The sequence below is a fragment of the Streptococcus parasanguinis genome, from assembly GCF_032163505.1.
GTDB classification, from domain to species: Bacteria; Bacillota; Bacilli; order Lactobacillales; family Streptococcaceae; genus Streptococcus; species Streptococcus parasanguinis_V.
The window spans coordinates 963,951-988,408 of record NZ_CP134147.1 but is presented as its reverse complement, the minus strand read 5'-3'; the positions used below and the strand labels follow the sequence as shown (position 1 = coordinate 988,408).

Genomic DNA, 24,458 nt, shown 5'->3' with positions numbered 1-24,458 from the left:
GATGTTTTTTAGCTGCTTTATTTGGATTTGTCAGCAAGGATTTCAAGCAAATAAGGCACAACGAGATTGCTCTCTATGTCTTTCAAAGAAGAAATCCATTTAAAGTCTGTATGCTCTTCTGGATCTAATATAAAATCACGCTCTTCCAAAATCTCGCCAGCATAAACTAGGCGTGTAAAGACAGTATCTTTGCTGGCATCAAATTGACTATCTTCGTGGATAATCTTATTAATCCGAAGCTTTTGATTAACCTCCTCAATAGCCTCACGTAGAGCAGCCTCTCTGGGCAATTCATTCTCTTCTACACTTCCACCTGGAATATCCCAATAAGATGGATAGACATTAGGGAGACCTCGCTTTATTTTCGAGCGTTTGATAAGCAGATACTTCCCGTCTTTCTCAATCAAGGTATGGGCGATTAATTTTACTGTCATTGCATGTTCCTCCAAGAAAGAGCAAAAAAGACTCCGAGGAGCCTCGTTATGAATCATCCACCCTGAGGGAATCGAACCCCCATCTCAAGAACCGGAATCTTACGTGATATCCATTACACTAAGGGTGGCAACTGTTATAGTATATCAAATTTTTAAAGATTTTACAAGTAAAAAAGAGAGTGGGACAGAAATCGGTAATTCGTTAGAATTCGATTTCGTCGTCCCACCACCGCACAGTTGAGTAGGGCTGTAAAAGCTGATGAAATCAGCGTAGTAGAGCCCACTCAACCACTGCGTCTTGCACGACAATCCAAAAATAATTGAGAGGCTAGGACTTTTGTCCCAGCCTCTTTTAAATATTACAATTCGATATCGCCAAACAAGTCAGCCATTGAGAATCCAGTTTGAGTTTCTGGAAGATCAAAGTCGCGTTTTTCTTGTTTTGGACGACGTGGGCGAGATTGACGTTTTTCTTGTTTTTCGCCTTCTTCTTGAGCTGGACGTTCTTCAAGAGCTTTGATAGAAAGTGATACACGTTCATCTGCAGCATTTACTTCAAGAACTTTAACAGTTACTTCTTGTCCAACTTTAAGAACATCTTTTGGATTTTCAACACGTTTGTGTGAAATTTGTGAGATGTGTACAAGTCCGTCGATACCTGGCAATACCTCAACGAATGCACCGAAGTCAGTCAAACGTTTAACAGTTCCTTCGATAACATCACCAGCAGCCAATTTTTGTTCAACGCCATCCCAAGGTCCAGGGGTTGTAGCTTTCAATGAAAGTGATACACGACCTTCTTCTTCGTTCAAGTCAAGAACTTTCACTTGGATTTCTTCACCAACAGTTACAACTGATTTAGGTGATACGTTGCGTTCGTGTGATAATTCTGTCAAGTGAACCAATCCATCAACACCACCAAGGTCAATGAAGGCACCGAAGCTTGTGATACGTGCAACTTTACCAGTTACGACATCACCAACGTTCAATTTACCAAATACTTCTGCGCGTGCTGCAGCTGATTCAGCTTCAACAACTTCACGACGTGAAAGGATAAAGCGGTTTTCTTTTGGATCTACTTCTTTGATTTTAGCATCAAATTCTTGACCTACGAAACGTTCAGTGTTACGTACAAAACGAGTATCAAGCATTGAAGCTGGAATAAATCCACGAAGTCCTTCAAATTCTACTGAAAGTCCGCCCTTAACAGCGCGAGTTCCTTTAACAGTAACAACTTCTTCTTCACGTCCAACCAATTTGTCCCATGCTTTGCGAGCTTCCAAACGTTTTTTAGATACAAGGTAAGTTACTGTATCAGTATCTTTACCAACTACTTGACGAAGAACAAGCAATTCAAGTGTTTCACCTGGTTTTACCAAGTCGTTGATGTCAGCATCACGATCGTTTGTCAATTCGCGAAGAGTCAAGACACCTTCGACACCAGTTCCAGAGATTGCAACGTTAGCTTGGTTCGCGTCAACTGTCAATACTTCAGCAGTAACAACGTCACCTGGTTCAACTTGGCTAACACTGTTTAGCAAATCTTCAAATTCATTCATCTAAAAAATCCTCCAACAATCAAGTTTTCTAAAACTTGACATACTTATAATTATTTTTCCTAAGCAAGCACTCGCAATGAGATCATCTACAATCTTTAACGACTCATCCTATAAAGAAATAAAATACCTGGATAGATATTTTATCACTTATCTGATATTACCTAAGAACTGGGGTAGCTGGATTCGAACCAACGCATGAGGGAGTCAAAGTCCCTTGCCTTACCGCTTGGCTATACCCCATGAATGAAATGGAGAGAGAGGGATTCGAACCCCCGAACCCGAAGGAGCGGATTTACAGTCCGCCGCGTTTAGCCTCTTCGCTATCTCTCCATATAAATCAACAGGATCTATTATACCATTGATTTATTATGATTGCAAGCCCTTATTTATTCAAATTATAATTTTCTATCAAAATTTCAACGGCTTTTTCAAGTTTTTTGTAAAGAGAATCCACATTTCCATTTTTGATAATGGCAAATTGCCCACCCATGTCTGCAATTTCACCAATCGTTTTCTTGCCAATGGACAAAGTGAATCCATCAAAAGTGTCTTTTCCGACGGTTACTTTACTATCAACGATTTGAATCTCAATTTTCTTATCTTTTTTACTCATTTCAACCCTCTTTTCACTTTTTCTATTTTACAAAAATTCTCTTGATGACGCAAGAGAAAAGGGAGTGGGCAGAAAGAATTTAGTTAGAAATTCCTTCTTTCTCCCACCCCCGAAAAGGTCATTCGGCACTCTTTTGAGCCTAAAAGCGAATGAAGAGAAACTTTAGCTACTACGTCCTTCGTTAAGACTCGTTCTCATTGAAGCCTGGACACTTTTATCTCAGATGCTTTCGGTTTAATCGACTTTGACAATCCATCCTTCTGGCGCTTCGACATCGCCAAATTGGATACCGGTCAACTCGTCATAGAGCTTACGTGTGATAGGACCTACTTCTGTTTCAGAATAGAAGACATGGAAGTCATCACCGTGTTGAACACCTCCGATCGGAGAGATGACAGCTGCGGTACCACAAGCTCCTGCTTCTACAAAGCGATCCAGCTCATTAATAAAGACATCCCCTTCAATTGGTGTCATACCAAGACGGTGTTCTGCCAAGTAAAGCAAAGAGTACTTGGTGATCGATGGCAAAATAGACGGACTCAATGGCGTCACAAATTCGTTATTAGCAGTGATACCAAAGAAGTTTGCAGAACCAACTTCTTCAATCTTGGTGTGAGTCGCTGGATCGAGGTAAATCACGTCAGAGAAGTTACGATCATGCGCAATCTTACCTGGCAACATACTAGCTGCGTAGTTCCCACCAACTTTTGCAGCCCCTGTACCATGTGGTGCAGCACGGTCATACTCATCTTGAATCAAGAAGTTCGTTGGGACCAAACCACCTTTAAAATAGTTACCGACAGGCATGGCAAAGATGGTAAAGATATACTCATCTGCTGGATGCACACCAATAATATCACCAACCCCAATCAAAAGTGGACGAAGGTAAAGGGTAGCTCCTGTACCATATGGTGGAACATACTCTTCATTGGCTTTTACCACTGCCTTACAAGCATCTACAAACATGTCAACAGGTACTTGAGGCATCAGCAACCGATCTGCTGTGCGTTGCAAACGTTTAGCGTTTTGATCTGGACGGAACAATTGGATACTTCCATCTTTTGTACGGTAGGCTTTCAACCCTTCAAAGGCTTGCTGACCGTAATGCAAACTTGGAGAAGATTCGGACAAATGCAAAGTCGCATCTTCTGTCAATTCCCCTTTTTCCCAAGCTCCATTGCGATAATATACCAAATAGCGATAAGGTAATTTCATATATGAAAAGCCAAGGTTTTCCCAATCAAGTGATACTGTCATGATAATGCTCCTTTTAATTCTTTCTATTCCTAGTCGATCTGATGCAGGTCGATTCAGTTTCTCAATCTATGTACACTATTGTACACCATTTCATGAGAATTTCAAGCGAAATTTTCAATTTTCAGAAAATTTATTTTTAAAGAAAGTCAGTCCTAGAATGGACCGACGCTTTCTTTTATTTGATGGTAGCTGAAAAAACTTCTTGATCCGAAATGGTATCGTTGACAAAGGATCCATTGCTTGTTCTTTCAGAAATGCTTAATTGCGTCAAATCAATTTCTGTCACCTGCCCTGTTGTAGAAGTGATCTGAAGAATTTGATCTTGTTCTGCCACTTCATCTTGGCTCGTAAAGAGATCAAAATCTCCCTGGTCAGTGAAGACTGGACCTGCCTTGAAGACGCGGTGTGGTTTATTTTTCAACTCACGCAAGACCTGTAGTCCCCGTTTGGCCCGACTGGTCACAGGAATATCGTCTTGTAACATCCGTTTCAGACTACCTCTATGAGTCAGAATGTACATGCTTGGCGTCGTTGACTTAAAGACGGCCACAACTTGGTCCCCATCTTTGAGGTTAATGGCTTTGACCCCTGCTGCTTTGGCTCCTACGACAGGGACCTCCTCAACATTGAAGCGCAACCCATACCCATTTTTAGTAATGATCATGATATCTTCAAGAACAACTGGCGCAACTGCTACGATACGGTCGTCTTGATCTTTTAGCTTAGCATACTTAGTCGATTTAGAACGATAAGTCCGCCATGGGCTCAATTCCTTGCGTTCAAAGCGCTTGATTTGACCTTGTTGGGTTGCTGCAAAGTAGGTAACTCCCTCAAACTGATCCACAATCTCCGCAAAGAGAATTTCTTCCTCTTGCTCGAAATTGGTCAAGGTTTGACTGAGGTGCTCTCCGATATCCTTCCACTTGGTATCTGTCAATTCGTGAATTGGTCGATAAATGGCATTCCCCAAGTTGGTAAAGAGTAAGAGATGCTGAGTGGTCTTAGCAGGCTCTACGAAAATCAATTCATCGTCGTCCCGCTTACCGACTTCTTCCACTGTCGACGCATTGAAGGAACGAGGAGAGGTCCGTTTAATGTAACCCGCACGGGTCACGCTGACGAAGGTTTCCTCTTCAACGATCAGACTAGCTGTATCGATCTCAATCGTTTTAGCAGTGTCTTGCAACTCACTGCGACGAGGGTTACCAAAGAGCTTCTTGACTTCACGCAATTCCTTCTTCATGAGGTTAAACATAGTCCGTTCATCCCCAATGATGGCTGCCAAGGTCGCGATTTGCTCCTTGAGACTGGCATGCTCTTCTTCCAATGTCACGATATCCGTATTGGTCAAACGGTACAATTGCAAAGTAACAATAGCTTCTGCTTGTTCTTCCGTGAAATCGTAGCTGACCTTGAGGTTTTCCTTGGCATCTGCCTTGTTTTCAGAAGCGCGGATCAAGGCAATGACTTCATCGAGGATGGAAATCACGCGGATCAAGCCCTCTACGATGTGGAGCCGTCGTTCTGCCTTTTCCTTATCAAAGCGCGAGCGAGCGACAATGATATCCCGACGGTGAGCAATGTAGCTAGAGAGAATCGGTATAATCCCCACTTGACGAGGGGTATAATTGTCAATCGCCACCATATTGAAGTTATAGTTGACCTGCAAGTCCGTATACTTGAACAAGTAGTTCAAGATCAAGTCTGCATTGGCATCTTTTTTGAGCTCAATGGCAATACGAAGACCATCTCGGTCAGACTCATCCCGAACCTCAGCGATACCAGCAACCTTGTTGTTGACACGGACATCATCAATTTTCTTGACCAAGACAGCCTTGTTGATCTCATAAGGGATCTCGGTAACAACAATTTGCTGCTTGCCTCCTTTGAGCTGCTCAATCTCGGTTTTAGAGCGGACAACCACCCGACCCTTACCAGTTTCATAGGCTTTCTTAATCTCATCCCGGCCTTGGATAATGGCACCAGTTGGGAAATCCGGTCCAGGTAGAAACTCCATGAGCTTGTCTACCTTGGCAGATGGATGGTCGATCATATAGACCACGGCATCAATGACTTCAGCAAGGTTGTGTGGCGGAATGTCTGTCGCGTAACCAGCTGAAATCCCTGTTGCCCCATTGACCAAGAGGTTTGGAAAGGCTGCCGGCAAAACAGTTGGCTCTTTTTCCGTATCATCAAAGTTCCAGGCAAAAGGCACTGTATTCTTTTCGATATCTTGCAAAAGATAACCCGCAATTTCAGACAAACGAGCTTCCGTATAACGCATGGCTGCCGGTGGATCACCGTCCATGGAACCATTGTTTCCGTGCATTTCGACTAGGATCTCACGATTTTTCCAGTCCTGAGACATGCGGACCATGGCATCATAGATGGAACTGTCCCCGTGAGGGTGGAAATTCCCCATGATATTACCAACAGACTTGGCAGACTTGCGGTAGCCCTTGTCATGGGTATTGCCATCCTTATTCATCGAATAAAGAATCCGCCGTTGAACTGGTTTCAAGCCATCCCGAATATCAGGAAGAGCCCGTTCTTGAATAATGTATTTGGAGTAGCGACCAAAGCGCTCCCCCATGATGTCCTCCAAGGACATATTTTGAATATTAGACATAAGATACAAAGCCCGTAAAATACAAAGTGAAAATAAGAAATTTATCTTTTTCACACAGCACTCAGGGCGTGTTCAACTCCTTTCAAAGAATGTTGAGTAGTCTTTTGTAGAAAAAGGAATTCAGTCACACCAAGTAACCAAACGTTCCTTTCTGATGTTTAAAATAGATTCATTAATGATTAGAAAGTTTCTCTTTAGCATAAGAAGTCATTTTTTCTGCTACTTCCTTATCGTAAGTAAACCCCATCTTTTGGGCCAGAATTTGAGCTTCTCGATTGAATAGCCCCATGGTAGCAAATAAAGACTTAGTGATTTTATCGAAACTAGATAAATCAAGCAAAGCTGAGTACTCCTTCTCTTGCTCAGCTGGTAGATACTGGAAGAGGTGCTTGTAGTTCTTTCCGATGTCAACTACTCCCCTATCGCTTGTCACCTGCCAAGCTAAGACCTTGAAAAGTTCTTGCTGACAAATGCCATAGAGGTGGTCGGTCGCATAAATAAGCTGATTTCTTCGAATGGCCTTTACGACATAAGCCGATACCCACCAAAATTCATTGCAGGATGCTGCAAATTCCTCTTCAGTAGGCGGAACGGTCCAATAGCGCTTGGAATTAGGCTGATAGGCTTCAAACAAACCTTTGTCGTCTTTTATAACTTCAAAATTTGCTTCGCTGTCCACCCACTCTTGGATAGACTCCTTGGGACAGAGGGTCAAATCGATACGGTTGCCGTCTTCAAAGAGCATGAGATACAGACGACGATGTCCCAGTCGGTTGTGCTGTTCGATGAGTCGATTTCCGTACTGATCCAACCAGGATAAATCTGAAATCAGGTCTTCTAGATCATCAACGATATAGACCACATCATAATCTTGAAACTCGTCTTTGGGTGCCCGAGGATTGACTCGCGAACCGGATAAGGCCACTGCTTCCACTTGCAAGGACTCAGCTATCTGCAAAATCAGATTCATCATTTCTGTATCAGTTCTCATGTCGATTCCTTACCATTTCTACATCCCAGCTTATTTAATTTATAAGTAGAAAGTGATTAAAAAACTGTATTTTCTTCTAAGGTAAACTTAACGTTATCTTCAATCCATTGACGACGTGGTGCAGCCTTATCTCCCATAAGGACGGAGACACGGCGTTCTGCACGCGCTAAATCATCAATGGTGACACGGATCAGGGTACGAGTTTCTGGATTCATGGTCGTTTCCCAAAGCTGATCCGCATTCATTTCCCCCAACCCTTTGTACCGTTGGAGGGTTGCTCCACGGCCAAAGGTCCGACGCAACTCTTCTAATTCGCTATCTGTCCAAGCATAGGCTACTTCTTCTTTCTTGCCTTTGCCTTTCGACATCTTATAAAGAGGAGGAAGCGCAATGTAGACATGTCCAGCTTCTACCAAAGGTCGCATATAGCGATAGAAGAAGGTTAAGAGAAGGGTCTGAATGTGGGCACCATCTGTATCCGCATCGGTCATGATAATGATCTTATCGTAGTTGGCATCTTCCACAGAGAAATCTGCCCCAACTCCTGCACCAATGGTGTAGATCATGGTGTTGATTTCCTCGTTCTTGAGAATATCACTCATATTGGCTTTCTCAGTATTGAGAACCTTCCCACGAAGAGGGAGAATCGCTTGGAACTTACGGTCCCGTCCTTGTTTGGCAGAACCGCCAGCAGAGTCTCCTTCGACTAGATAGAGTTCATTTTTCTTAGGATTTTTAGACTGGGCTGGTGTCAATTTACCAGATAAAAGTCCTTTGTCCTTTTTGCTCTTCTTGCCATTTCGGCTTTCATCCCGCGCTTTTCGAGCTGCTTCACGCGCATCACGGGCCTTAATAGCCTTACGAATGAGATTAGAAGCCAACTCTCCATTTTCCATGAGGAAGAAGGTCAATTTATCAGAAACAATGCTATCAACGACTGGACGAGCCAAGGGACTTCCTAATTTGTCTTTGGTTTGCCCTTCAAACTGCAAATGAGCTTCTGGGACCAAGATTGAAAGAACAGCAGACAAACCTTCGCGGTAGTCTGATCCTTCCAGATTTTTGTCTTTTTCCTTGAGAAGTCCTGTCTTTCTTGCATAGTCGTTCATGGCCTTGGTAATGGCTGACTTCAGACCTGTCTCGTGGGTTCCCCCATCTTTGGTGCGGACATTATTTACGAAGGACAAGATATTATCTGAGTAACCATCATTGTATTGCATGGCTACTTCTACCTGAAAACCATCTGATTCGCCACTAAAGTAGAGAACAGGTGTCAAAGTTTCCTTGTCTTCGTTCAAGTACTCTACAAAATCTTGGACACCATTTTCATAATGAAAGGCCACATGGTTATCTTCTTCCTTACGAAGGTCGGTCAGCGTCAGCGTCACGTCCTTAAGCAAGAAGGCTGATTCTTTGATCCGCTCAGCAATGGTATTAAATTTGAAATCCGTCGTTGAAAAGATAGTTGGATCCGGCATGAAGGTGACCTTGGTCCCTGTCTTAGACTTGGGAGCCGAGCCAATCTTTTCAAGAGTCGTAACTGGTTTTCCACCATCTTCAAAGCGTTGCTTGTAGACAGCTCCATCACGGGTAATTTCTACCTCAAGCCAGCTAGAAAGGGCATTGACGACCGATGATCCCACTCCGTGAAGACCTCCAGATGTCTTATAACCTCCTTGACCAAACTTCCCTCCAGCGTGGAGGACCGTAAAAATCACTTCAACGGTCGGTTTGCCCATAGCATGCATCCCTGTCGGCATTCCACGTCCCTGGTCTTCTACCGATAGAGAACCATCTTTATTAATCGTGACATCGATTTGTGAGCCAAAGCCAGACAAGGCTTCATCGACCGCATTATCCACGATCTCCCAGACCATGTGATGCAAGCCGTTTCCATCGGTCGATCCGATATACATTCCTGGACGTTTACGGACTGCATCCAACCCTTCTAGTACCTGAATGGCATCGTCATTATAATTATTAATATTGATTTCCTTTTTTGCCACAAGGAACCTCCTGTTTGTTCATCTTTTCTATATTACAGTTTTTTAGGAAATTTTGCAAAATTTTTTCTCTTTATATGGAGATTTCTATATCTCAGTATAAAATACTGGCTGAGCACTTTCTTCAGATGTCACACTTGAACTCAAAAAATTGCTTTTTCTATTGATGGCTTTTTGTTATAATGAAAGTATGATAAAAGAAATAAGTGTTTTAATTTTAGCCTATCTATTAGGTTCCATTCCTTCGGGATTATGGATTGGGAAAATCTTTTTCCATATTAATATACGGGAACATGGCTCGGGCAATACAGGAACGACCAATACCTTTCGGATTTTAGGGAAGAAAGCTGGGATCATCGTCTTTGCGATTGATTTCTTAAAAGGGACTTTAGCCGTTCTCCTTCCGACTTTCTTCGGAATTCAGGGGATCTCACCGATGGTCTTTGGTCTCTTAGCTGTTTTGGGACACACATTCCCGATTTTTGCTGGATTCAAAGGTGGAAAAGCAGTGGCGACGAGTGCTGGTGTCTTACTTGGTTTCTCGCCTATCCTGCTACTCATTTTAGCTGTCTATTTTGTAGCCAGCCTGTATTTAACCAGTATGATCTCGTTTTCGAGTGTTACCGTTGCGCTACTCGCCATTCTATCTGTCCTCCTTCTCCCATTGACTGGATGGATCTTGCACAGCTATGATCCACTTTTTACAATCATTGTCTTGGCACTAGCGACCTTGATCATTCTTCGTCACAAGGACAATATCCAACGGATCAAAGAGAAAAAAGAAAATCTCATCCCTTGGGGAAAGAATATCACCCATCAACAACCAAAAAACTAGAGCAAGCGCTCTAGTTTTTTATGTTCATTAAATAGAAGATCTATGGAAGAAAGCAAGTAGGAGTCTCTCCCTCCTCTTTCTTCTATAACTTCACTTTCAGGAGTCTCTCAATTTCTTGATAAAGAATCTTTGTTGACTGGTAGGCTTTGCTTTTCTGAGCCAGAGCCTTTAGGTGCGACCAATCTTCCCGAGAAACCAATTCATTAAATAAGCGCAAAACTTCGGAATCTGTCTTTTTACGAGAAACCAATCCTACTTGGAATAACTCAGCCCGAACCGCATTGTCAAACTGGTCATAGTCCTGGGGCAAAATCAGACTAGGAATCCCCTCTTCGATACACCCCATCAAAATCCCAGCACCTGCATGATGAATGGCAAAATCCATTTGATCCAGAACATCTGAATAGGGGAGGTAATCAAAGATCAAAAGATTCTCCGACAACATCTTGGGTGGATTCTCCAAACCATTAGGGTCGCCTAAGGTTACGTAAAAGACATAGTCAGGATGTTCTTGGCTCAAAAGCTTTGCCAACTCCACCATCCGCTCTTTTTCCCATTTTAAATGAGTGCCACAGGTAACGAGGACCCGCTTTTTAGAACTCGTAAAATACTGTTTCTGTTCTTGAGGAAGTCGATCAAAAGAGAGACAGCGATAACCAACCCATTTAAGCTGGGAAGGAAAATCGTCTCGAAACTCCAACTCTTTCATGCCCAGAGCCAAGATTGAATAGGGAGAATAGACCCCTTCTGTCCCATCTTCACGGTAGAGTTTAAAATCCTGTATGGTATCAAGATTCTTCTTAACCAGCGCAAACCCAACTTTCTTTGCCAGACGGATGACTTGCCTACCCAGAGCATCTCTCCACTTGTAGAAGATTCCCTGATGCGGTTTCCAGCCTCCTAGATAAGCCGGAGTGGTCGTACGACTCTCTATCGCTACTGGACTTGGAATGGTCGTAATCCAAGGAATCCCCAAACGATCCGCTAAAACACCAGCAGGAGCTGCTACGAAATCTGCAATAATCAAGTCTGGTTGTCCTTCAGAGTCCCAAATTCGATTTATCTCGTTGAAAACTTCAGGAATCAGTTTGCTATTGGCCCCTAATTGTTGGTACATGATAAATAGGTTTGCTTGCTTGGCTGTATTGGCTATATCTTCCATGACTGTCGGACGGTCAGGAAATAAGGCAAGGCAGTCAAAACCAATCTGCTCAACCAATGCCTTTTTCTGAAAACCTGTGATGACTCGAACCTGAAAACGAGGATCCTCCAGCAAGGGCTTGACCAAAGTCAAAGTCGGAAATAAATGGCCACTAAAGGGAACGCTTATTACATCGATTTTTATCACTTTGTCTAATCCAGTCATAGATGATTCCTTTCACATCTTCTCTGTATTCATAGCTATAATGATTCGTATCCACTTGGATATCCGCTAAATGGCGGTCCAAAATTCGTGAATAAGGATCTTTTTTGCCTTTGATAACCAATACCTCTACCTCCTTTTGACGTAAGAGAAGCTGGGAAACCGGGCCAAGCGCTATCACACGCAATCTTGGAAGGGAGACCTGATTCCCTAAACTTCTGAGCCACTGCGTCAGCATATTGACCCCTGAACTCTTACAAACAAGAACTACTTCCTGCACTTCCAGTAAGGGAGACAAGTGTTGTTGTAAGAGCTTTTGAAAGCGAGAGTTCAAAATGGTATACCAATAATAGATGATATTGGATGCAGAAGCCGACATTAGGGATACTTGAGGAAATTTTATATGTTCAAAATCTTGATTGAAGGGGAAATTACTCTCTACTACTCTATAACCTAATGGACAAATCGCATGTAGGAGTTCCAGTTGTCCTGCTGTCAGTCCAGCACAGGAGTAGTCACTGCTCCCACTGAGAAAGAGGACCAAGCGATTAGAGTCTAGCATGGTCTGATCAAGAGATAAGGCAGACAAACGGTCTAGATAGGACTTCATCTTACTCATAACGAATCTTTCCGTCCGTCACACGAATCTTCCGCCCCCGCCAGTTTATCACAGGAGGAGTCAATAGAACATAGACAAACAACCAAGGAAGCAGGAGATCATTCAGCACTTCGTAGATGACTTCATCCAAGTGTAGGCGATTGGATAGAATGCTTTGCCGATAGAGGAGCATCCATACTGCCTTGAATACCAGTAAGCTTAAGGCTAGAAGAAGATAAGGCCATCCTAAAATGAGACTTAGGATCAAAGTTGGAAGAGGTAGAAAACTCGGTAAACCTATGAGGCTAAACAGCTTCCAGTCCAGGTGTTCTTTGAGGTAGATAGAGCTAAAGAGAAGCCAACGCTTCATCTGGAGCAAATATTGCTTGGCATCCTTGATAGTCGTTCGAACATTACAGGTGACCCTTGTTTGGATAATGGATACTCCTTTACTCCTTAAAAAATCGGCCACGGCTAAATCATCACATAGAAAATCCTTAATCGCTGTGAAGAGCTTCTGGCCTTTTGCAAGTTCCACCGGCAGGATATAAAACATCCCATTGATGGAGTGATTCGCCTCAACTTCTGCCATTGTAAAATAGGTAATAAAGGAATTGCCATTAACGAATGCTGCAACCAGCTTAGACCAGAAATTGCTTCTCTCCTGGTTATAAGGAATACCTGTCAGAATGACCTCTTGACCCAGATAGTCAGTTAGCTCACCCATTTTAGAAAAATCAATCACACTATCATCGTCCAAAACAATCAGATAAGGCCGGGTTAGCTCCTCTACAACCTGCTCAATCTTGTAACTCTTGGGATTAATCCCCTGAGGGACGTCTTCAATGAGAAAAATTCGAATGCGTTGGGCAAAGGATGCGTCTTGACAAATCCGATCTGCTACTCGCTGGGCTTCTGTATCAGACTGATCAATCAACCAGTAGAATTCTACTGCTTCAGTTTGCTGGAGATTGGCCCTCAAATCACTCTCTAAACGAGGATCCCCAGAAAGGATGGGTTGAACCACTGTAAAAAGCTGTTCTGGAAAGTCCGCAGTATGAACCTGACTTTTTTTATAATAAGTGAAGGACAGCAACCAACGGATGAGAAATAAGAGAAGATAAGTAACGGCTAAAAATATAAATACAAATTTCATCTATTAAGTCCCTTTTTTAAATATATAGCAAGGAGACGGATGATCCACCTTTGGGGAAGCAAGCGACCTAGCCAAACTAGCAAGCGATAGCGAAGCCCGATAACAGCATAGGAAGTATCCCCTTCTATGAATCGTATCAACTGCTGAGCAGCTTTCTCAGGCTTCATCTGCAAGCTACCACCTCCCAATGCTTCTACTAGTTTGGCAGGAAAAATAGCTGTTTGGACTGGTCCAAGAATATAGAGACCTAGCTGAATCGGGGAATCTGATTGCCTCAGTTCCTCCTGGAGAGCAAGAGTGTAGGTCTGCAAGGCAACCTTGCTAGCACTGTAGGCTGCTAGATAGGGATGAGGAAAAAGAGCTGCCAACGAAGACAGCTGGACCAGCTTGATCTTCTGATTCTTTTGCACCACCTGCTTGATTAGCTGGACTGGACTATGGTAGTTGACCTGCCAGAGGTCTTGCTCACTGGCTGAATCAAGGTCACATCCTAGGGAAAAATAGGCTAGTCCCGCACAATTGACGAGAAGATCAGCATCTAGACTCTCTACAAAAGCTTCTAGAGCCACTTGATCTAGCATATCTAATGTTAGGATTGAAAGCTGCGCCTTACTCCTAGTTAGTTCCTTTTGGACTTGGAAGAGTTTGTCAGCATCTCGACTCACTAAAATCAGATGCTCCAAACGTTGTGCCAATTCTTTCGCTAATTGACGACCAATCCCTCCTGTAGCTCCTATAATGATCCCTTTTTTTATTGTATCTTCCATCTTCATAGCTCTAGTGTACCAAATTTCAAGCAGTTAGAAAACTATTATTACCATTCTCCAGCTTTACAGTTCAACCCCTACTTGTCAAAAAGGTCTCTAACGTAAAAATAGAGTCCTTTTTGTCTTTTGTCTATTTCCCAACCGTACTTCAATAACTACTAGCTATTAGGCGATCAAATAGGAAAGGTCGGTTTAATAAAACTACTGGAGCTGTGATGATTACAAATAGTAGCAACATGAAAAAGTAAGAGTAAACAAGCAGAGGAACAAGAGTCTACCTGTAGCTTTATTAAACTCACTCATTATAGTCACTAGGCTCAATGGAATCAAGAAGAAATAGGTATCTCATAAGATTTCTCTTAGATCAGTATCCACTATAAAGCATCGACTAGGTCCGTCAGTATTTCCATAGGTGTTTTTTTCCTACGACCATTAACCGTTTCGATAAGATGATAAACTTTTAAACGATTGTCATTGCTAAATACAAACTCAAAGCGAAACTCACGACCGTTGGGTGCCACTGTATCAAATTTCGTTTTATATTTATCATGAACGGGGCTAACTGGAAACTTATTGAAGAGCAAGCGTCGCTTATCTCCCGCTTCTTTCAAACAGTTTTCTAGTTCTTGACAATAGTTATAAAACAGCTGATAGAGGTCTTCTTCTGAAATTCTTCTTCTCCGAACTAATGATGTAAAATCCGAAAAACTTCTGCGAGGAATTTCAATGCTAAATGAGAATCCCTCCTGATTGATTCTTTCTAAAAATGCATCTCTTGAAATCATAGAACCACTCTTTCTGTTGTCAATCTATAGTGACCCCTTATTGTTTCTATACACAGTCAATCCATTATGTAATCAAGCAGGTCCATCAGGGTGAGTTTCTTGCGACCATTGACGGTCTCAAAGAGATTATAAACTCTTAGTTCTTGATTCTTTTTAAAAGCAAACTCAAAGCGAAATTCGCGACCATTGCATGCGACTATATAAAATCCGGTCTGATACTTTCTCTTATCGGCTACTGCCTGCATTTGCCGGTCTTCTACCTCTCTACAAAGTAAAAGAAAAATCTGATAGAGTTGCTCCTCAGAGAGCTTTTTTCTCCAGACCAATGACTTGAAGTTATTGTACCGCCACCATGGGATTTGGATGTTGAAGGAAAAACCTTCCTGATTGGCTTTATCGATAAATGCTTTTCTGGAGACCATACCAACTCCTCTTCTATTGGAACATCGTTTGAATCTATTATACCATCTTTTATCCTTTCACAAAAAAAGCATTCCAAATGGAATGCTTTATTCTGTTTCTTAATAGTATTCCCCTTGGCGGTAGTTCCAAGAGTTGAAATGATCAGATAAGTGCATCATGATCTTATCGATATCCAATCCTTTACGGATGACGACTGGACAAGTATTGACGGAACGGCTACCTGCTCCTTGTTCTGGAATCAATTTTCCTTCGGCATCAACCATAGAGACCATTACACCTTGTTCATAGCGCGTTTCAATGGTCTTGTCTGGTTGGATAGAAGCTACATAATCATCGGCTTCGATAACCAAGTCCACGGCACCTTCGATACGCTCACCGATTCCTTCGACCTTCCCGCGGTTTCCTTTACCGGAAGGGTTGGCTGAAGAAGCGTAAACCATCTTGCCTTCTTTTTCCCACATTTCTTTGGCGATTTGCTCACCAGCTTTACCAAATTTGATGACAAAGCATGAAGTTCCACGAACGTCTGTCATGAGTTCTTCACGTCCATCTCCGAAAGCCTGCAATTTTGCATAAGCATCTTCACGCCAAGGAAGGATACAACCAAGCAAGATATCTTCATCCCAATGTTTTTGGTAGAAGGCTTCGATTTCAGGATTCAATTGTGCAAGGGCACGAAGTTCATCCATGCTTCCGCAAAGAACCACACCTGGTTTGTTGCGGTTACGTTCTTTGGCTTCGAATTTACGTTCCAAGCCAGCCTTGTCACTGGTCATGATGATGTAGCCAACTTTGGTAGGGCAGACGATACAGCCACCCTCTCCTTTAAGAATATCAAATCCTTCTTGTGAAAGTTGTCCGTCCCATTGAATGTGTTTTGTCATAAGTCTCTTTCCTTTTCTATTCTTTTTAGTATTGTATCAAAAAATAGTCTCAAATTCAATATATTTTCAGAAAATTCGTAATTAAGTATACAATTTTATCATTGCCAGTAAGCTGGCCGGTTCTTCTCATAAGCTGCAATCAAGTCTTCGTACTGAAGCGTAATCCCGATATCATCCAAGCCGTTGAGCAACTTGTGTTTCCAATCTTGATCGATCTCAAAGCGAAACTCTCCAACAGGCGAGAGGATCTTCTGTTCTTCCAAATCTACTGTCACTGGATCTGTCGGCTTCAAACTTGCCAATTTTTGACGAACCTCTAGTGGTTGGACAATCGGTAGCATGCCATTATTGAGCTCATTATTGTAATGGATATCTCCGAAAGAGCCGGCGATAACGACTTTAAAACCATAGTCAGCTAAAGCCCAGGCTGCGTGCTCCCGAGAGGAACCAGCCCCAAAATTGTCACCAGTGATCAAAATGGTTGCCTTGCGGTATTCTGGCTTGTTAAAGATAAATTCTGGATCCTCAGTATATTGGTCATCCAAATAGCGCCAAGCATACATGAGGTATTTCCCAAAACCTTTTTTATCAATCAGCTTTAAGAATTGCTTGGGGAGGATCTGGTCGGTATCGATATTATCGTTCATCAAAGGAACTGTTGTTCCTGTATAAATGGTAAATTTCTCCATGCTTCCTCCTTTTACTTGACTTCTGGCATTTGGCGCACGTCGACAAAGCGACCAGCTATTGCTGCTGCAGCGGCCATTGCTGGGCTACAGAGATGGGTCTTAGCCCCAAATCCTTGGCGGTCTTCGAAGTTCCGGTTGCTAGTAGAGGCACAGTGGACCCCATCTGGAACCTTGTCTGGGTTCATTCCTAGACACATCGAGCATCCTGGATCACGCCATTCAAAGCCCGCATCCATGAAGATCTTGTCTAAGCCTAATTTTTCGGCGGCTTGCTTAACCGGACGAGAGCCAGGTACCACAATAGCAGTTAAGTTTGGCGCAATTTTTTTGCCTTTCACAAACTTGGCTGCCAACTCCAAATCGCTGAGACGCGCATTGGTACAGGAACCGATAAAGATATAGCCTAATTCAATGTCTGCTGGTTTTTGGCCAGGTTCAAGATCCATATAATGATAAGCCCGTTCATCATTCATGTCGCGAATCTCTGGAAAAGGAGTCTCGAAGTCCACTCCCATAGAAGGATTGGTCCCCCAAGTCACCATCGGAGCAAGATCAGATACATCCATACGGATGACCTTGTCATAAACGGCATCGTCATCACTAACCAGAGTCTTCCAATCTGCTACTGCGGCCTCAAAATCATCTGGCACACATTCGCGTCCTCGGAGGTAGTCAAAGGTCGTCTCATCTGGATTCATGATCCCCATTTTGGATCCGAACTCGATCGACATGTTACAGATGGTCATGCGTTCTTCCATAGTCAAACGATCAATTGCTTCTCCCCGATACTCTACGACATAGCCAACTCCACAAGCAACACCGTAGCGCGCTATCAAAGCTAGGATGTAATCCTTTGAATAGATCCCTTTTTGTGGGGTTCCGGTGAATTCAACCAACATTTTCTTGGGTTTGACTTGCCAGATGGTTTGGGTAGCAAAGACATGCTCCACTTCACTGGTTCCAATCCCAAAGGCAATGGCACCAAAGGCTCCGTGGGTTGCGGTATGGCTGTCTCCACAGACAATAAATTTCCCAGGCTGGGTCCGACCGGTTTCAGGGCCCACCATATGAACGATTCCTTGCTTAGCAGAACCATGGGCAGCATGATCAATCCCAAAGTCCACCACATTCTCAGCTAATTTATCAATCTGGGCCTTTGAAATGACATCTCGGATATCAAAAATATTGACCGTTGGAACATTGTGATCAAAGGTTCCAAAGGTTAAATCAGGTCGTCGAACCTTGCGTCCTGCATCCCTTAATCCTTGAAAGGCTTGGGGACTCGTCACTTCGTGGATATAGTGTTGGTCTACATACATGAGTTGGGGTTGCCCTTCCACTCCAGTAATCACGTGGCGGTCCCAAAGTTTATCAAAGATAGATTTTCCAATCATCGTCTTTCTCCATTTATCTTGTTGCTAGGGAATCCATTGAAGGATTAGAAAGAGGACACCTGCTAAGAGAAGGCTACTCATCCACCAGGTGACTTGGAAATACCATTTTCGTACCTTGTGGTGAAAGAGATGCCCACCTAGAAGAGCTCCAAATCCACCAAGTAGCCAGCTCTCGAGTAAGAGGACCTTTTCAGGAATCCGCCATCTGTTTTGAATGGCTTTTCGCTTATCTAAGCCATAGGTCAGAAAGACCATACCATTCCAAAGAGCAATGACCATTAAACAGCGATCTCTCCAAGTCATCTTAGAGATTCCTTATGATAGCTGCTGTCATCTCTGCAGTCGAAGCCTGACCACCTAGATCTCGGGTTAAAATCCCCTGATTCAAGGTTTGATTGACCGCTTCTTCGATCATTTCTGCACCTGCTGTTTCTCCAAAACTGTCTCGGAGCATCATAGCGACGGACAGGATCATGGAAATCGGATTGGCAACGCCTTGACCAGCAATATCAGGTGCTGAACCATGAATCGGTTCGTACATGCTTGGTCCTTGGTCAGAATGACTGGCAGACGGCATCACGCCTAGTGTTCCAGGAAGGACGCTCGATTCGTCAGATAAGATATCTCCGAATAGATTCTCTGTCACTACGACATCAAAGCGGGCTGGATTGGTAATCATGATCATGGCCGCACTATCGACAAGCTGGTGCTCTAAGGTCACATCTGGAAATTCTTTGGCAACTTCTTCTGCCACTTGGCGCCACAATTTAGAAGTTGCTAGGACATTTTGCTTATCGATACTGGTCACTTTCTTGCCACGTCCTTGCGCGATCTTGAAGGCTTGGTGCATAATCCGACGAATTTCTTCCGCACTGTAATCATTGATATCGCGCGCTGTATCTTCTTTCAAGATATGCTCTCCAAAGTAAATCCCACCTGTCAATTCACGCACGACCACGAAGTCGACACCCTCGATACGCTCTGGTTTCAAAGGAGACAAGTGTTTCAAGGCGTCAAAAATCCGTACAGGACGAATATTGGCAAAGAGATTTAATTCCTTGCGAATAGCGAGCAAGCCTTGTTCTGGACGAACAGGAGCATTGTCATACTCAGGACTCCCGATGGCTGCGAGAAGAATAGCATCCGCTCCTTTAGCTGCTTTTAGAGTATCTTGGGGAAGAGGGTGGCCAGCGGCATCAATTCCTGCACCCCCAAAAGGTTTGTCTTCTAGGCTATAATCAAAGCCAATTTTGGGAGCGACGGCTGCGAGGACCTCTAGTCCAGCTGCCATGATCTCAGGGCCAATCCCATCTCCTGCAAGTGTTACAATTTTCTTTGTCATGTTCAGTTCCTCTTAGGCTTGTGGAAGATCACGGTAGGAGACAGCTCGTCCCATCTCACCCGCATTCTCTTTTTGAACCAGTGTGTTGGCATTGATATAAGCGATGGCAGAGGCTTTCAATACGTCAAAGTCCAAACCAGAGGCATTGAAAATCGTATCTGTATCGACATTTTCCACGGATACCAAGACACGGGCTTGGGCATCGATCCCATCTGTCACTGCATCGATATTGTATGATGTCAAGCGAACAGTTTGGTTGAAGAATTTATCAATCGCATTAAAGATCGCTTCAACCGATCCTTGACCATTGGCAAGGAATTCAAGTACTTCCCCTTCTTCATTGCTGAGGCTAACCGCTGCTGTAATCGTTTCGTCTGCGTTGGTTGTCAAACGGAGATCGTTAAATTGGAATCCTTCTGGATTTTCAACTGCTGTACCTGCAACAAGGGCGCGGATATCGGCATCTGTGATCTCGTGTTTCTTGTCTGCCAGAGATTTGAACTTCGCAAACAATGGCTTGATGTCTTCTTCTGTAAATTCCAGTCCCAACTCATGCAGTTTTTCGACAAAGGCATGGCGACCAGACAATTTTCCAAGAGGGAGGCTATTGCTCTTGACACCCACCAATTCAGGTGTGATGATTTCATAGGTAAGAGGATTTTTAAGGACCCCATCTTGGTGAATCCCAGACTCGTGTGAGAAGGCATTGCCACCAACAACCGCCTTGTTTTTAGGAATTGGAATACCAGAGTAACGAGAAACCAATTCAGAAGTGTTGATGGTTTCATTAAGGACAATCGGACTCTCCACTTGGAAATAGTCTTCGCGAATATTGAGAGCAACTGCTACTTCTTCAAGCGCCGCATTGCCGGCCCGCTCCCCGATGCCATTGATGGTTCCTTCAACACGACGGGCACCATTTTTAACAGCAGCGAGGCTATTCGCCACGGCCATACCTAGGTCATCATGGCAATGAGGGGAATAGATAATCTCGCGATCTGTCTTGACATGGTCAATCAAGTATTTGAAAATGGCACCGTACTCCGCTGGTGTCGTGAAACCGACTGTATCAGGAATGTTGATATAGCTGGCCCCTGCATCGACTGCAGTCTGTACGACTTGCAAGAGGAAATCCAATTCGGTCCGTGTCGCATCTTCTGGCGAGAACTCCACAACCTCAAACTTTGAACGCGCATATGAAACGTGCTCTTTAATGGCTTCAAGAATTTCTTCCTTGCTCTTGTTGAGTTTAAACTCCCGGTGAATCGGACTGGTTGCGATAAAGACGTGAACTTGTGGATATTTGGCGTCTTTCAAGGCTTCATAGCAAGCATCGATATCGGATTTAACGGAGCGAGCCAAACCTGTCACGGCTGTCTTGGTCAAGACCTTGGCAATCTCTTGAACAGCCGTGAAGGAATCAGGACTAGCTGCAGGAAAACCTGCTTCAATAGCAGAAATACCCCATTTTTCCAATTGTTTAGCAATGGCAATTTTTTCTTTGATAGAGAAATTAACTCCTGGAGTCTGTTCACCGTCCCGAAGGCTGGTATCTAAAAATTCAACTTTACGCATAGGGTCTCCTCATTTTTATGTAGTGGATATAAAGAAAAACATCTCACTCGGTTAACCAAGCGAGATGTTTTTGCCCGCTTGGTAAGCCAAACAGGACTAATGCTTCTGCACTAGCCCTTATACCTCAACAACAAAGCAAATTGAATAAACTTAGCTGTTTTCATGTTTGACTTTCTCCTTTGTTCAATGTCTTGTTTAGTATTTTAGCATAGGGAAAAAGCAATGTCAAGAATTTTCTGTAATATTCTGAATTTTTTGAATAGAAACAAAATAAAGCTTTCAGTTCTAGTTAGATTGAGGATATAGTCATCTTAGAAACTTCCCGTCATGAGAAAAGTGCTAGAAACACTATTGTTTCTAGCACTCGGAATTATTGAACCTAAGGAAATTTTTTAAGATGATTGTGAATTCAATTTGAATAGCCTCTTTCGCCCTACTTCTTCTGATACAAATCGAAAACGATCTTGTCATTATAGAGGTCAATGGTATTGGCCTTGACATAGATTCCAAAGTCATTGTCAATTTCTGGCAATACAATGGTGATGGTAGACTGCTTGGGTGAGATCTGAACAAATTTTGGGATATTTTTATTTTTACTCAAGAGCTGCAAGACCATCCTTTGTGGAATTTGAAAGGTTCCAACTGAAAAATCCTTCACCGTCAAGAGGATGTTCCCATTTTCCAATTTGGATGGTTGGAAGTAAATATATAAGGGATACTCCTTTCCTAAGAGACTCAACTGCCCTTCTAATAGGATTTGCTGATTGTCCGCATAGACCTTGTAGTCGGACAGCTTATATTTTTTCAGTAGCGATTTGATAGTATCATTGAGTTGATCCCGAGTCGTTGTCATGGTTCCAACTTTGACATCTTTGGTGCCAACTGCTTGATGAAGCTGACTAACATCTTCTCTTGGCGTCGCTAAGCGTCCTTGCACGACTATAGCAAAGGCTAAGAGAAGGCTCACCAATCCTAAAAACAACCATTTCCAAATATTAATTTTTTGAAGGAAGGGGACCTTCTCGTTGATGGGATTATTTTTGACTCCAAGTTTTCTTCGTGGCATTGATTTTCTCCAATATTGCTTGTTTCATCTTTTCATAGCCCGTATTGTTAGGGTGAAAGCTATCCTCTTCATACAGGGCATCATTGATAACGGTAGTCTTCCCGTCACTGACTTCTGATACGCCCATTTTGCCATCAATTCCTTTATAAAGCAGATCATTGATCGGAACGAAATAGACCTGATCAAATTGCGCGATGGTTTCTTCCGTCGTCTCATTCCAACGATCTACAGCCGTCTGGATACTAGTTAATTCAGGAAAATTCAGGTAAAGAGGATTGTAGATCCCCACTACATAAATGGGAAGATGGGGATTGTCCTTTCTGGCCTTTGTAATAATTTCTTTGAGGTTCGCTGTATAATTCTTGAGCGGTTTTTGGATATCTGATAGAGAAAAATCACTCAGATGATCGACAACAACTTTGCGCAGATCATTTCCCCCAACCGTTAAGGTCATGACACGCGCCTTTTTGAGATCCTTCTGAAGATCTGTTTGCTTCTTGAGTCGATCTAAGATCTGAGCACTTGTATTCCCAGCTACTCCATAGTTGACAGGTTGGTACTGGCCGTCATTTTCATTGGACAGACTTTGAGCAAGGATGGGCACAAAGCCCCCTTGATTGGTACTATCTCCAACACCTTTGGTCAGTGAATCTCCTAGAGCTACATATGTATAGGTGATTTCTTTCTCAGCCGTTTTGGGCTTGGTCATACGAGGAGACGCAGTTGGTAGCAAAGCACGAAATAGAAAGACAAAGACAAGAAGGCTGGTTAAAAAGAAAACCAAGCCTTGCATCATTTTTTTAAGATTCATATGAATACGATCGCTTATCCTTGAAAAATCACTTGTCCATCACAGATTGTATAAGCAACTTTCCCTTTTAATGTTTCACCCACAAATGGTGAATTGCCAGCTTTTGAAGCGAAATGATCCGATACCAGACGATCTGCTTCTGGATCAAAGATGGTTAAATCAGCCGGTCCATCCACTGCGATATAGCCAGCATCAAAATCATAGAGACGTGCTGGATTATAGGACATCTTTTCAAGCAATTGCATCAGGCTTAAATGGCCAGCATGCACCAAGTAGGTCAAACCAAGAGAAAGCGAAGTTTCAAGCCCAGTCATGCCAGATGGTGCTTTGGTAATATCAGGAACATTCTTCTCATCTGCATGGTGAGGCGCGTGGTCAGTCGCAATCACGGAGATGACGCCTGACTTCAAGCCTTCAATCACTGCTAGACGGTCAGATTCCAAGCGAAGAGGTGGATTCATCTTAGCATTGCTTCCCTTAGTCAAGAGCAGACTTTCTGTTTTCGAAAAGTGTTGAGGTGCCACTTCTGCCGTCACATGAGCTCCTAATCCTTGGGCAAATTCCACCACCTTGACACTTTCTTCCTTGGAAAGGTGTTGGATATGGAGGTGAGCACCTGTCGCATGGGCAATCATGGCATCACGCGCAGCCATTGAATATTCGGCTACACCCGTCGCCCCACAGACATGGAAGTGTTCCTTAGCAATGTTTTCATTCAAACCTAGAATGCCATTCAACTCAGGGTCTTCTTCATGCAGACTAATAAAGGTCCCTAGACGCTTAGCTTCTTCCAAGGCTTGGCGGACAACCTTAGTACTTTGAAGGGGAATCCCATCATCTGAAAATCCTACTGCACCAGCCTTAAGCAGGCCTTCAAAATCTGTTAGGTGTTGACCGTCAAAGTTCTTAGTCACCGTCGCTACCGTATGAATGTGGAGATTTTCCTTGGCTGCAGAAGCTAAGACTTCTTCTAAGGTAGCAATATCTGAAATGGTCGGATTGGTATTGGCCATCATAACCACTCGAGTAAAACCACCAGCAGCTGCGGCTAAGGCACCCGTATGGATGTCTTCTTTATGAGTTTGACCGGGTTCACGGAAATGCACGTGTACATCGATCAAACCAGGAGCAACCACCAGACCAGTAGCATCAAGGACTTCTTGTCCATCCGTTGGGAGGTTTTTAGCGATCTCTACAATTTTCTTTCCTTCAATGCGAAGATCACAGACTTGATCCAAGCCAGTTTTGGGATCCATTACGCGACCATTTTTAATGACAACCATT

Annotated in this window: 23 protein-coding genes and 3 tRNA genes; 1 reads left to right on the top strand and 25 read right to left on the bottom strand. The window is 43.2% G+C overall.

What is annotated here, in order from left to right; all coding sequences use genetic code 11:
- Positions 1-17: 17 nt before the first annotated feature.
- The 10 genes from RIN70_RS05135 to parE all read right to left on the bottom strand — a co-directional run bounded on the left by RIN70_RS05135 (position 18) and on the right by parE (position 9,489).
- On the bottom strand, positions 18-434 hold the full coding sequence (locus RIN70_RS05135) for an NUDIX hydrolase (RefSeq protein WP_045759394.1): 417 nt from the start codon (positions 432-434) through the stop codon (positions 18-20).
- A 56-nt stretch (positions 435-490) separates the two neighbouring features.
- Positions 491-562: transfer RNA gene (locus RIN70_RS05130), tRNA-Arg, on the bottom strand.
- A gap of 231 nt (positions 563-793) precedes the next feature.
- A complete protein-coding gene (gene rpsA / locus RIN70_RS05125; RefSeq protein WP_003011990.1) occupies positions 794-1,993 on the bottom strand; it encodes a 30S ribosomal protein S1 in 1,200 nt (399 codons plus the stop codon).
- Between the two features lie 168 nt (positions 1,994-2,161).
- Positions 2,162-2,233, bottom strand: a tRNA-Gln gene (locus tag RIN70_RS05120).
- Between the two features lie 9 nt (positions 2,234-2,242).
- Positions 2,243-2,323, bottom strand: a tRNA-Tyr gene (locus RIN70_RS05115).
- A 52-nt stretch (positions 2,324-2,375) separates the two neighbouring features.
- On the bottom strand, positions 2,376-2,606 hold the full coding sequence (locus RIN70_RS05110) for a DUF2969 domain-containing protein (protein ID WP_021153135.1): 231 nt from the start codon (positions 2,604-2,606) through the stop codon (positions 2,376-2,378).
- A 234-nt stretch (positions 2,607-2,840) separates the two neighbouring features.
- Positions 2,841-3,863 carry a branched-chain amino acid aminotransferase gene (locus RIN70_RS05105; protein ID WP_313790751.1) on the bottom strand — a complete coding sequence of 341 codons (1,023 nt, stop codon included), beginning with the start codon at positions 3,861-3,863 and terminating at the stop codon, positions 2,841-2,843.
- 175 nt (positions 3,864-4,038) lie between these two features.
- Positions 4,039-6,492, bottom strand: a complete 2,454-nt coding sequence (gene parC / locus RIN70_RS05100; RefSeq protein ID WP_195623663.1) for a DNA topoisomerase IV subunit A — start codon at positions 6,490-6,492, stop codon at positions 4,039-4,041.
- A gap of 172 nt (positions 6,493-6,664) precedes the next feature.
- Positions 6,665-7,483, bottom strand: coding sequence for an aminoglycoside 6-adenylyltransferase (locus tag RIN70_RS05095; protein ID WP_070450117.1), 819 nt, complete (start codon positions 7,481-7,483; stop codon positions 6,665-6,667).
- Positions 7,484-7,539: 56 nt separating this feature from the next.
- Complete coding sequence (parE, locus tag RIN70_RS05090; RefSeq protein ID WP_070450120.1) at positions 7,540-9,489, bottom strand: DNA topoisomerase IV subunit B; 1,950 nt, start codon at positions 9,487-9,489, stop codon at positions 7,540-7,542.
- Positions 9,490-9,676: 187 nt separating this feature from the next.
- On the opposite strand from parE, the gene plsY reads away from it, so the two are divergent.
- Positions 9,677-10,321 carry a glycerol-3-phosphate 1-O-acyltransferase PlsY gene (gene plsY, locus RIN70_RS05085; protein WP_201087858.1) on the top strand — a complete coding sequence of 215 codons (645 nt, stop codon included), beginning with the start codon at positions 9,677-9,679 and terminating at the stop codon, positions 10,319-10,321.
- Positions 10,322-10,403: 82 nt separating this feature from the next.
- Here the strand turns inward: plsY and RIN70_RS05080 are convergent, their stop codons facing one another.
- The 15 genes from RIN70_RS05080 to RIN70_RS05010 all read right to left on the bottom strand — a co-directional run bounded on the left by RIN70_RS05080 (position 10,404) and on the right by RIN70_RS05010 (position 24,457).
- Entirely contained in the window at positions 10,404-11,687 is a 1,284-nt protein-coding gene (locus tag RIN70_RS05080) for a glycosyltransferase (protein ID WP_272143531.1), read from the bottom strand.
- Positions 11,635-12,303, bottom strand: coding sequence for a hypothetical protein (locus RIN70_RS05075; protein WP_272143533.1), 669 nt, complete (start codon positions 12,301-12,303; stop codon positions 11,635-11,637). Before RIN70_RS05075 ends, RIN70_RS05080 begins: the two co-directional genes overlap by 53 nt.
- A complete protein-coding gene (locus RIN70_RS05070; protein WP_272143535.1) occupies positions 12,296-13,438 on the bottom strand; it encodes a glycosyltransferase in 1,143 nt (380 codons plus the stop codon). Before RIN70_RS05070 ends, RIN70_RS05075 begins: the two co-directional genes overlap by 8 nt.
- The gene (locus tag RIN70_RS05065) at positions 13,435-14,211 is read right to left on the bottom strand and encodes an SDR family NAD(P)-dependent oxidoreductase (RefSeq protein ID WP_313790750.1); all 777 of its coding nucleotides are present in this window, start codon (positions 14,209-14,211) and stop codon (positions 13,435-13,437) included. Before RIN70_RS05065 ends, RIN70_RS05070 begins: the two co-directional genes overlap by 4 nt.
- 368 nt (positions 14,212-14,579) lie before the next feature.
- Positions 14,580-14,990, bottom strand: coding sequence for a hypothetical protein (locus tag RIN70_RS05060; protein WP_313790749.1), 411 nt, complete (start codon positions 14,988-14,990; stop codon positions 14,580-14,582).
- A 56-nt stretch (positions 14,991-15,046) separates the two neighbouring features.
- On the bottom strand, positions 15,047-15,412 hold the full coding sequence (locus RIN70_RS05055) for a hypothetical protein (protein ID WP_313790748.1): 366 nt from the start codon (positions 15,410-15,412) through the stop codon (positions 15,047-15,049).
- A gap of 99 nt (positions 15,413-15,511) precedes the next feature.
- Entirely contained in the window at positions 15,512-16,297 is a 786-nt protein-coding gene (locus RIN70_RS05050) for an L-threonylcarbamoyladenylate synthase (protein WP_003003291.1), read from the bottom strand.
- Between the two features lie 98 nt (positions 16,298-16,395).
- The gene (leuD, locus tag RIN70_RS05045; protein WP_313790747.1) at positions 16,396-16,986 is read right to left on the bottom strand and encodes a 3-isopropylmalate dehydratase small subunit; all 591 of its coding nucleotides are present in this window, start codon (positions 16,984-16,986) and stop codon (positions 16,396-16,398) included.
- Between the two features lie 11 nt (positions 16,987-16,997).
- Entirely contained in the window at positions 16,998-18,380 is a 1,383-nt protein-coding gene (leuC, locus tag RIN70_RS05040) for a 3-isopropylmalate dehydratase large subunit (protein ID WP_313790746.1), read from the bottom strand.
- Between the two features lie 24 nt (positions 18,381-18,404).
- Positions 18,405-18,683, bottom strand: coding sequence for a DUF1294 domain-containing protein (locus RIN70_RS05035; protein ID WP_272106618.1), 279 nt, complete (start codon positions 18,681-18,683; stop codon positions 18,405-18,407).
- Position 18,684: 1 nt separating this feature from the next.
- Positions 18,685-19,722, bottom strand: a complete 1,038-nt coding sequence (gene leuB, locus RIN70_RS05030; protein ID WP_272143548.1) for a 3-isopropylmalate dehydrogenase — start codon at positions 19,720-19,722, stop codon at positions 18,685-18,687.
- A 12-nt stretch (positions 19,723-19,734) separates the two neighbouring features.
- A complete protein-coding gene (locus RIN70_RS05025) occupies positions 19,735-21,297 on the bottom strand; it encodes a 2-isopropylmalate synthase (RefSeq protein ID WP_313790745.1) in 1,563 nt (520 codons plus the stop codon).
- A 433-nt stretch (positions 21,298-21,730) separates the two neighbouring features.
- Positions 21,731-22,363: a YpmS family protein gene (locus RIN70_RS05020; RefSeq protein ID WP_024055930.1), complete on the bottom strand. Its 633-nt coding sequence runs from the start codon at positions 22,361-22,363 to the stop codon at positions 21,731-21,733.
- Positions 22,332-23,174 carry an SGNH/GDSL hydrolase family protein gene (locus RIN70_RS05015; RefSeq protein ID WP_272157371.1) on the bottom strand — a complete coding sequence of 281 codons (843 nt, stop codon included), beginning with the start codon at positions 23,172-23,174 and terminating at the stop codon, positions 22,332-22,334. Before RIN70_RS05015 ends, RIN70_RS05020 begins: the two co-directional genes overlap by 32 nt.
- A gap of 14 nt (positions 23,175-23,188) precedes the next feature.
- Complete coding sequence (locus RIN70_RS05010) at positions 23,189-24,457, bottom strand: dihydroorotase (protein ID WP_049486213.1); 1,269 nt, start codon at positions 24,455-24,457, stop codon at positions 23,189-23,191.
- Position 24,458: the final 1 nt, after the last annotated feature.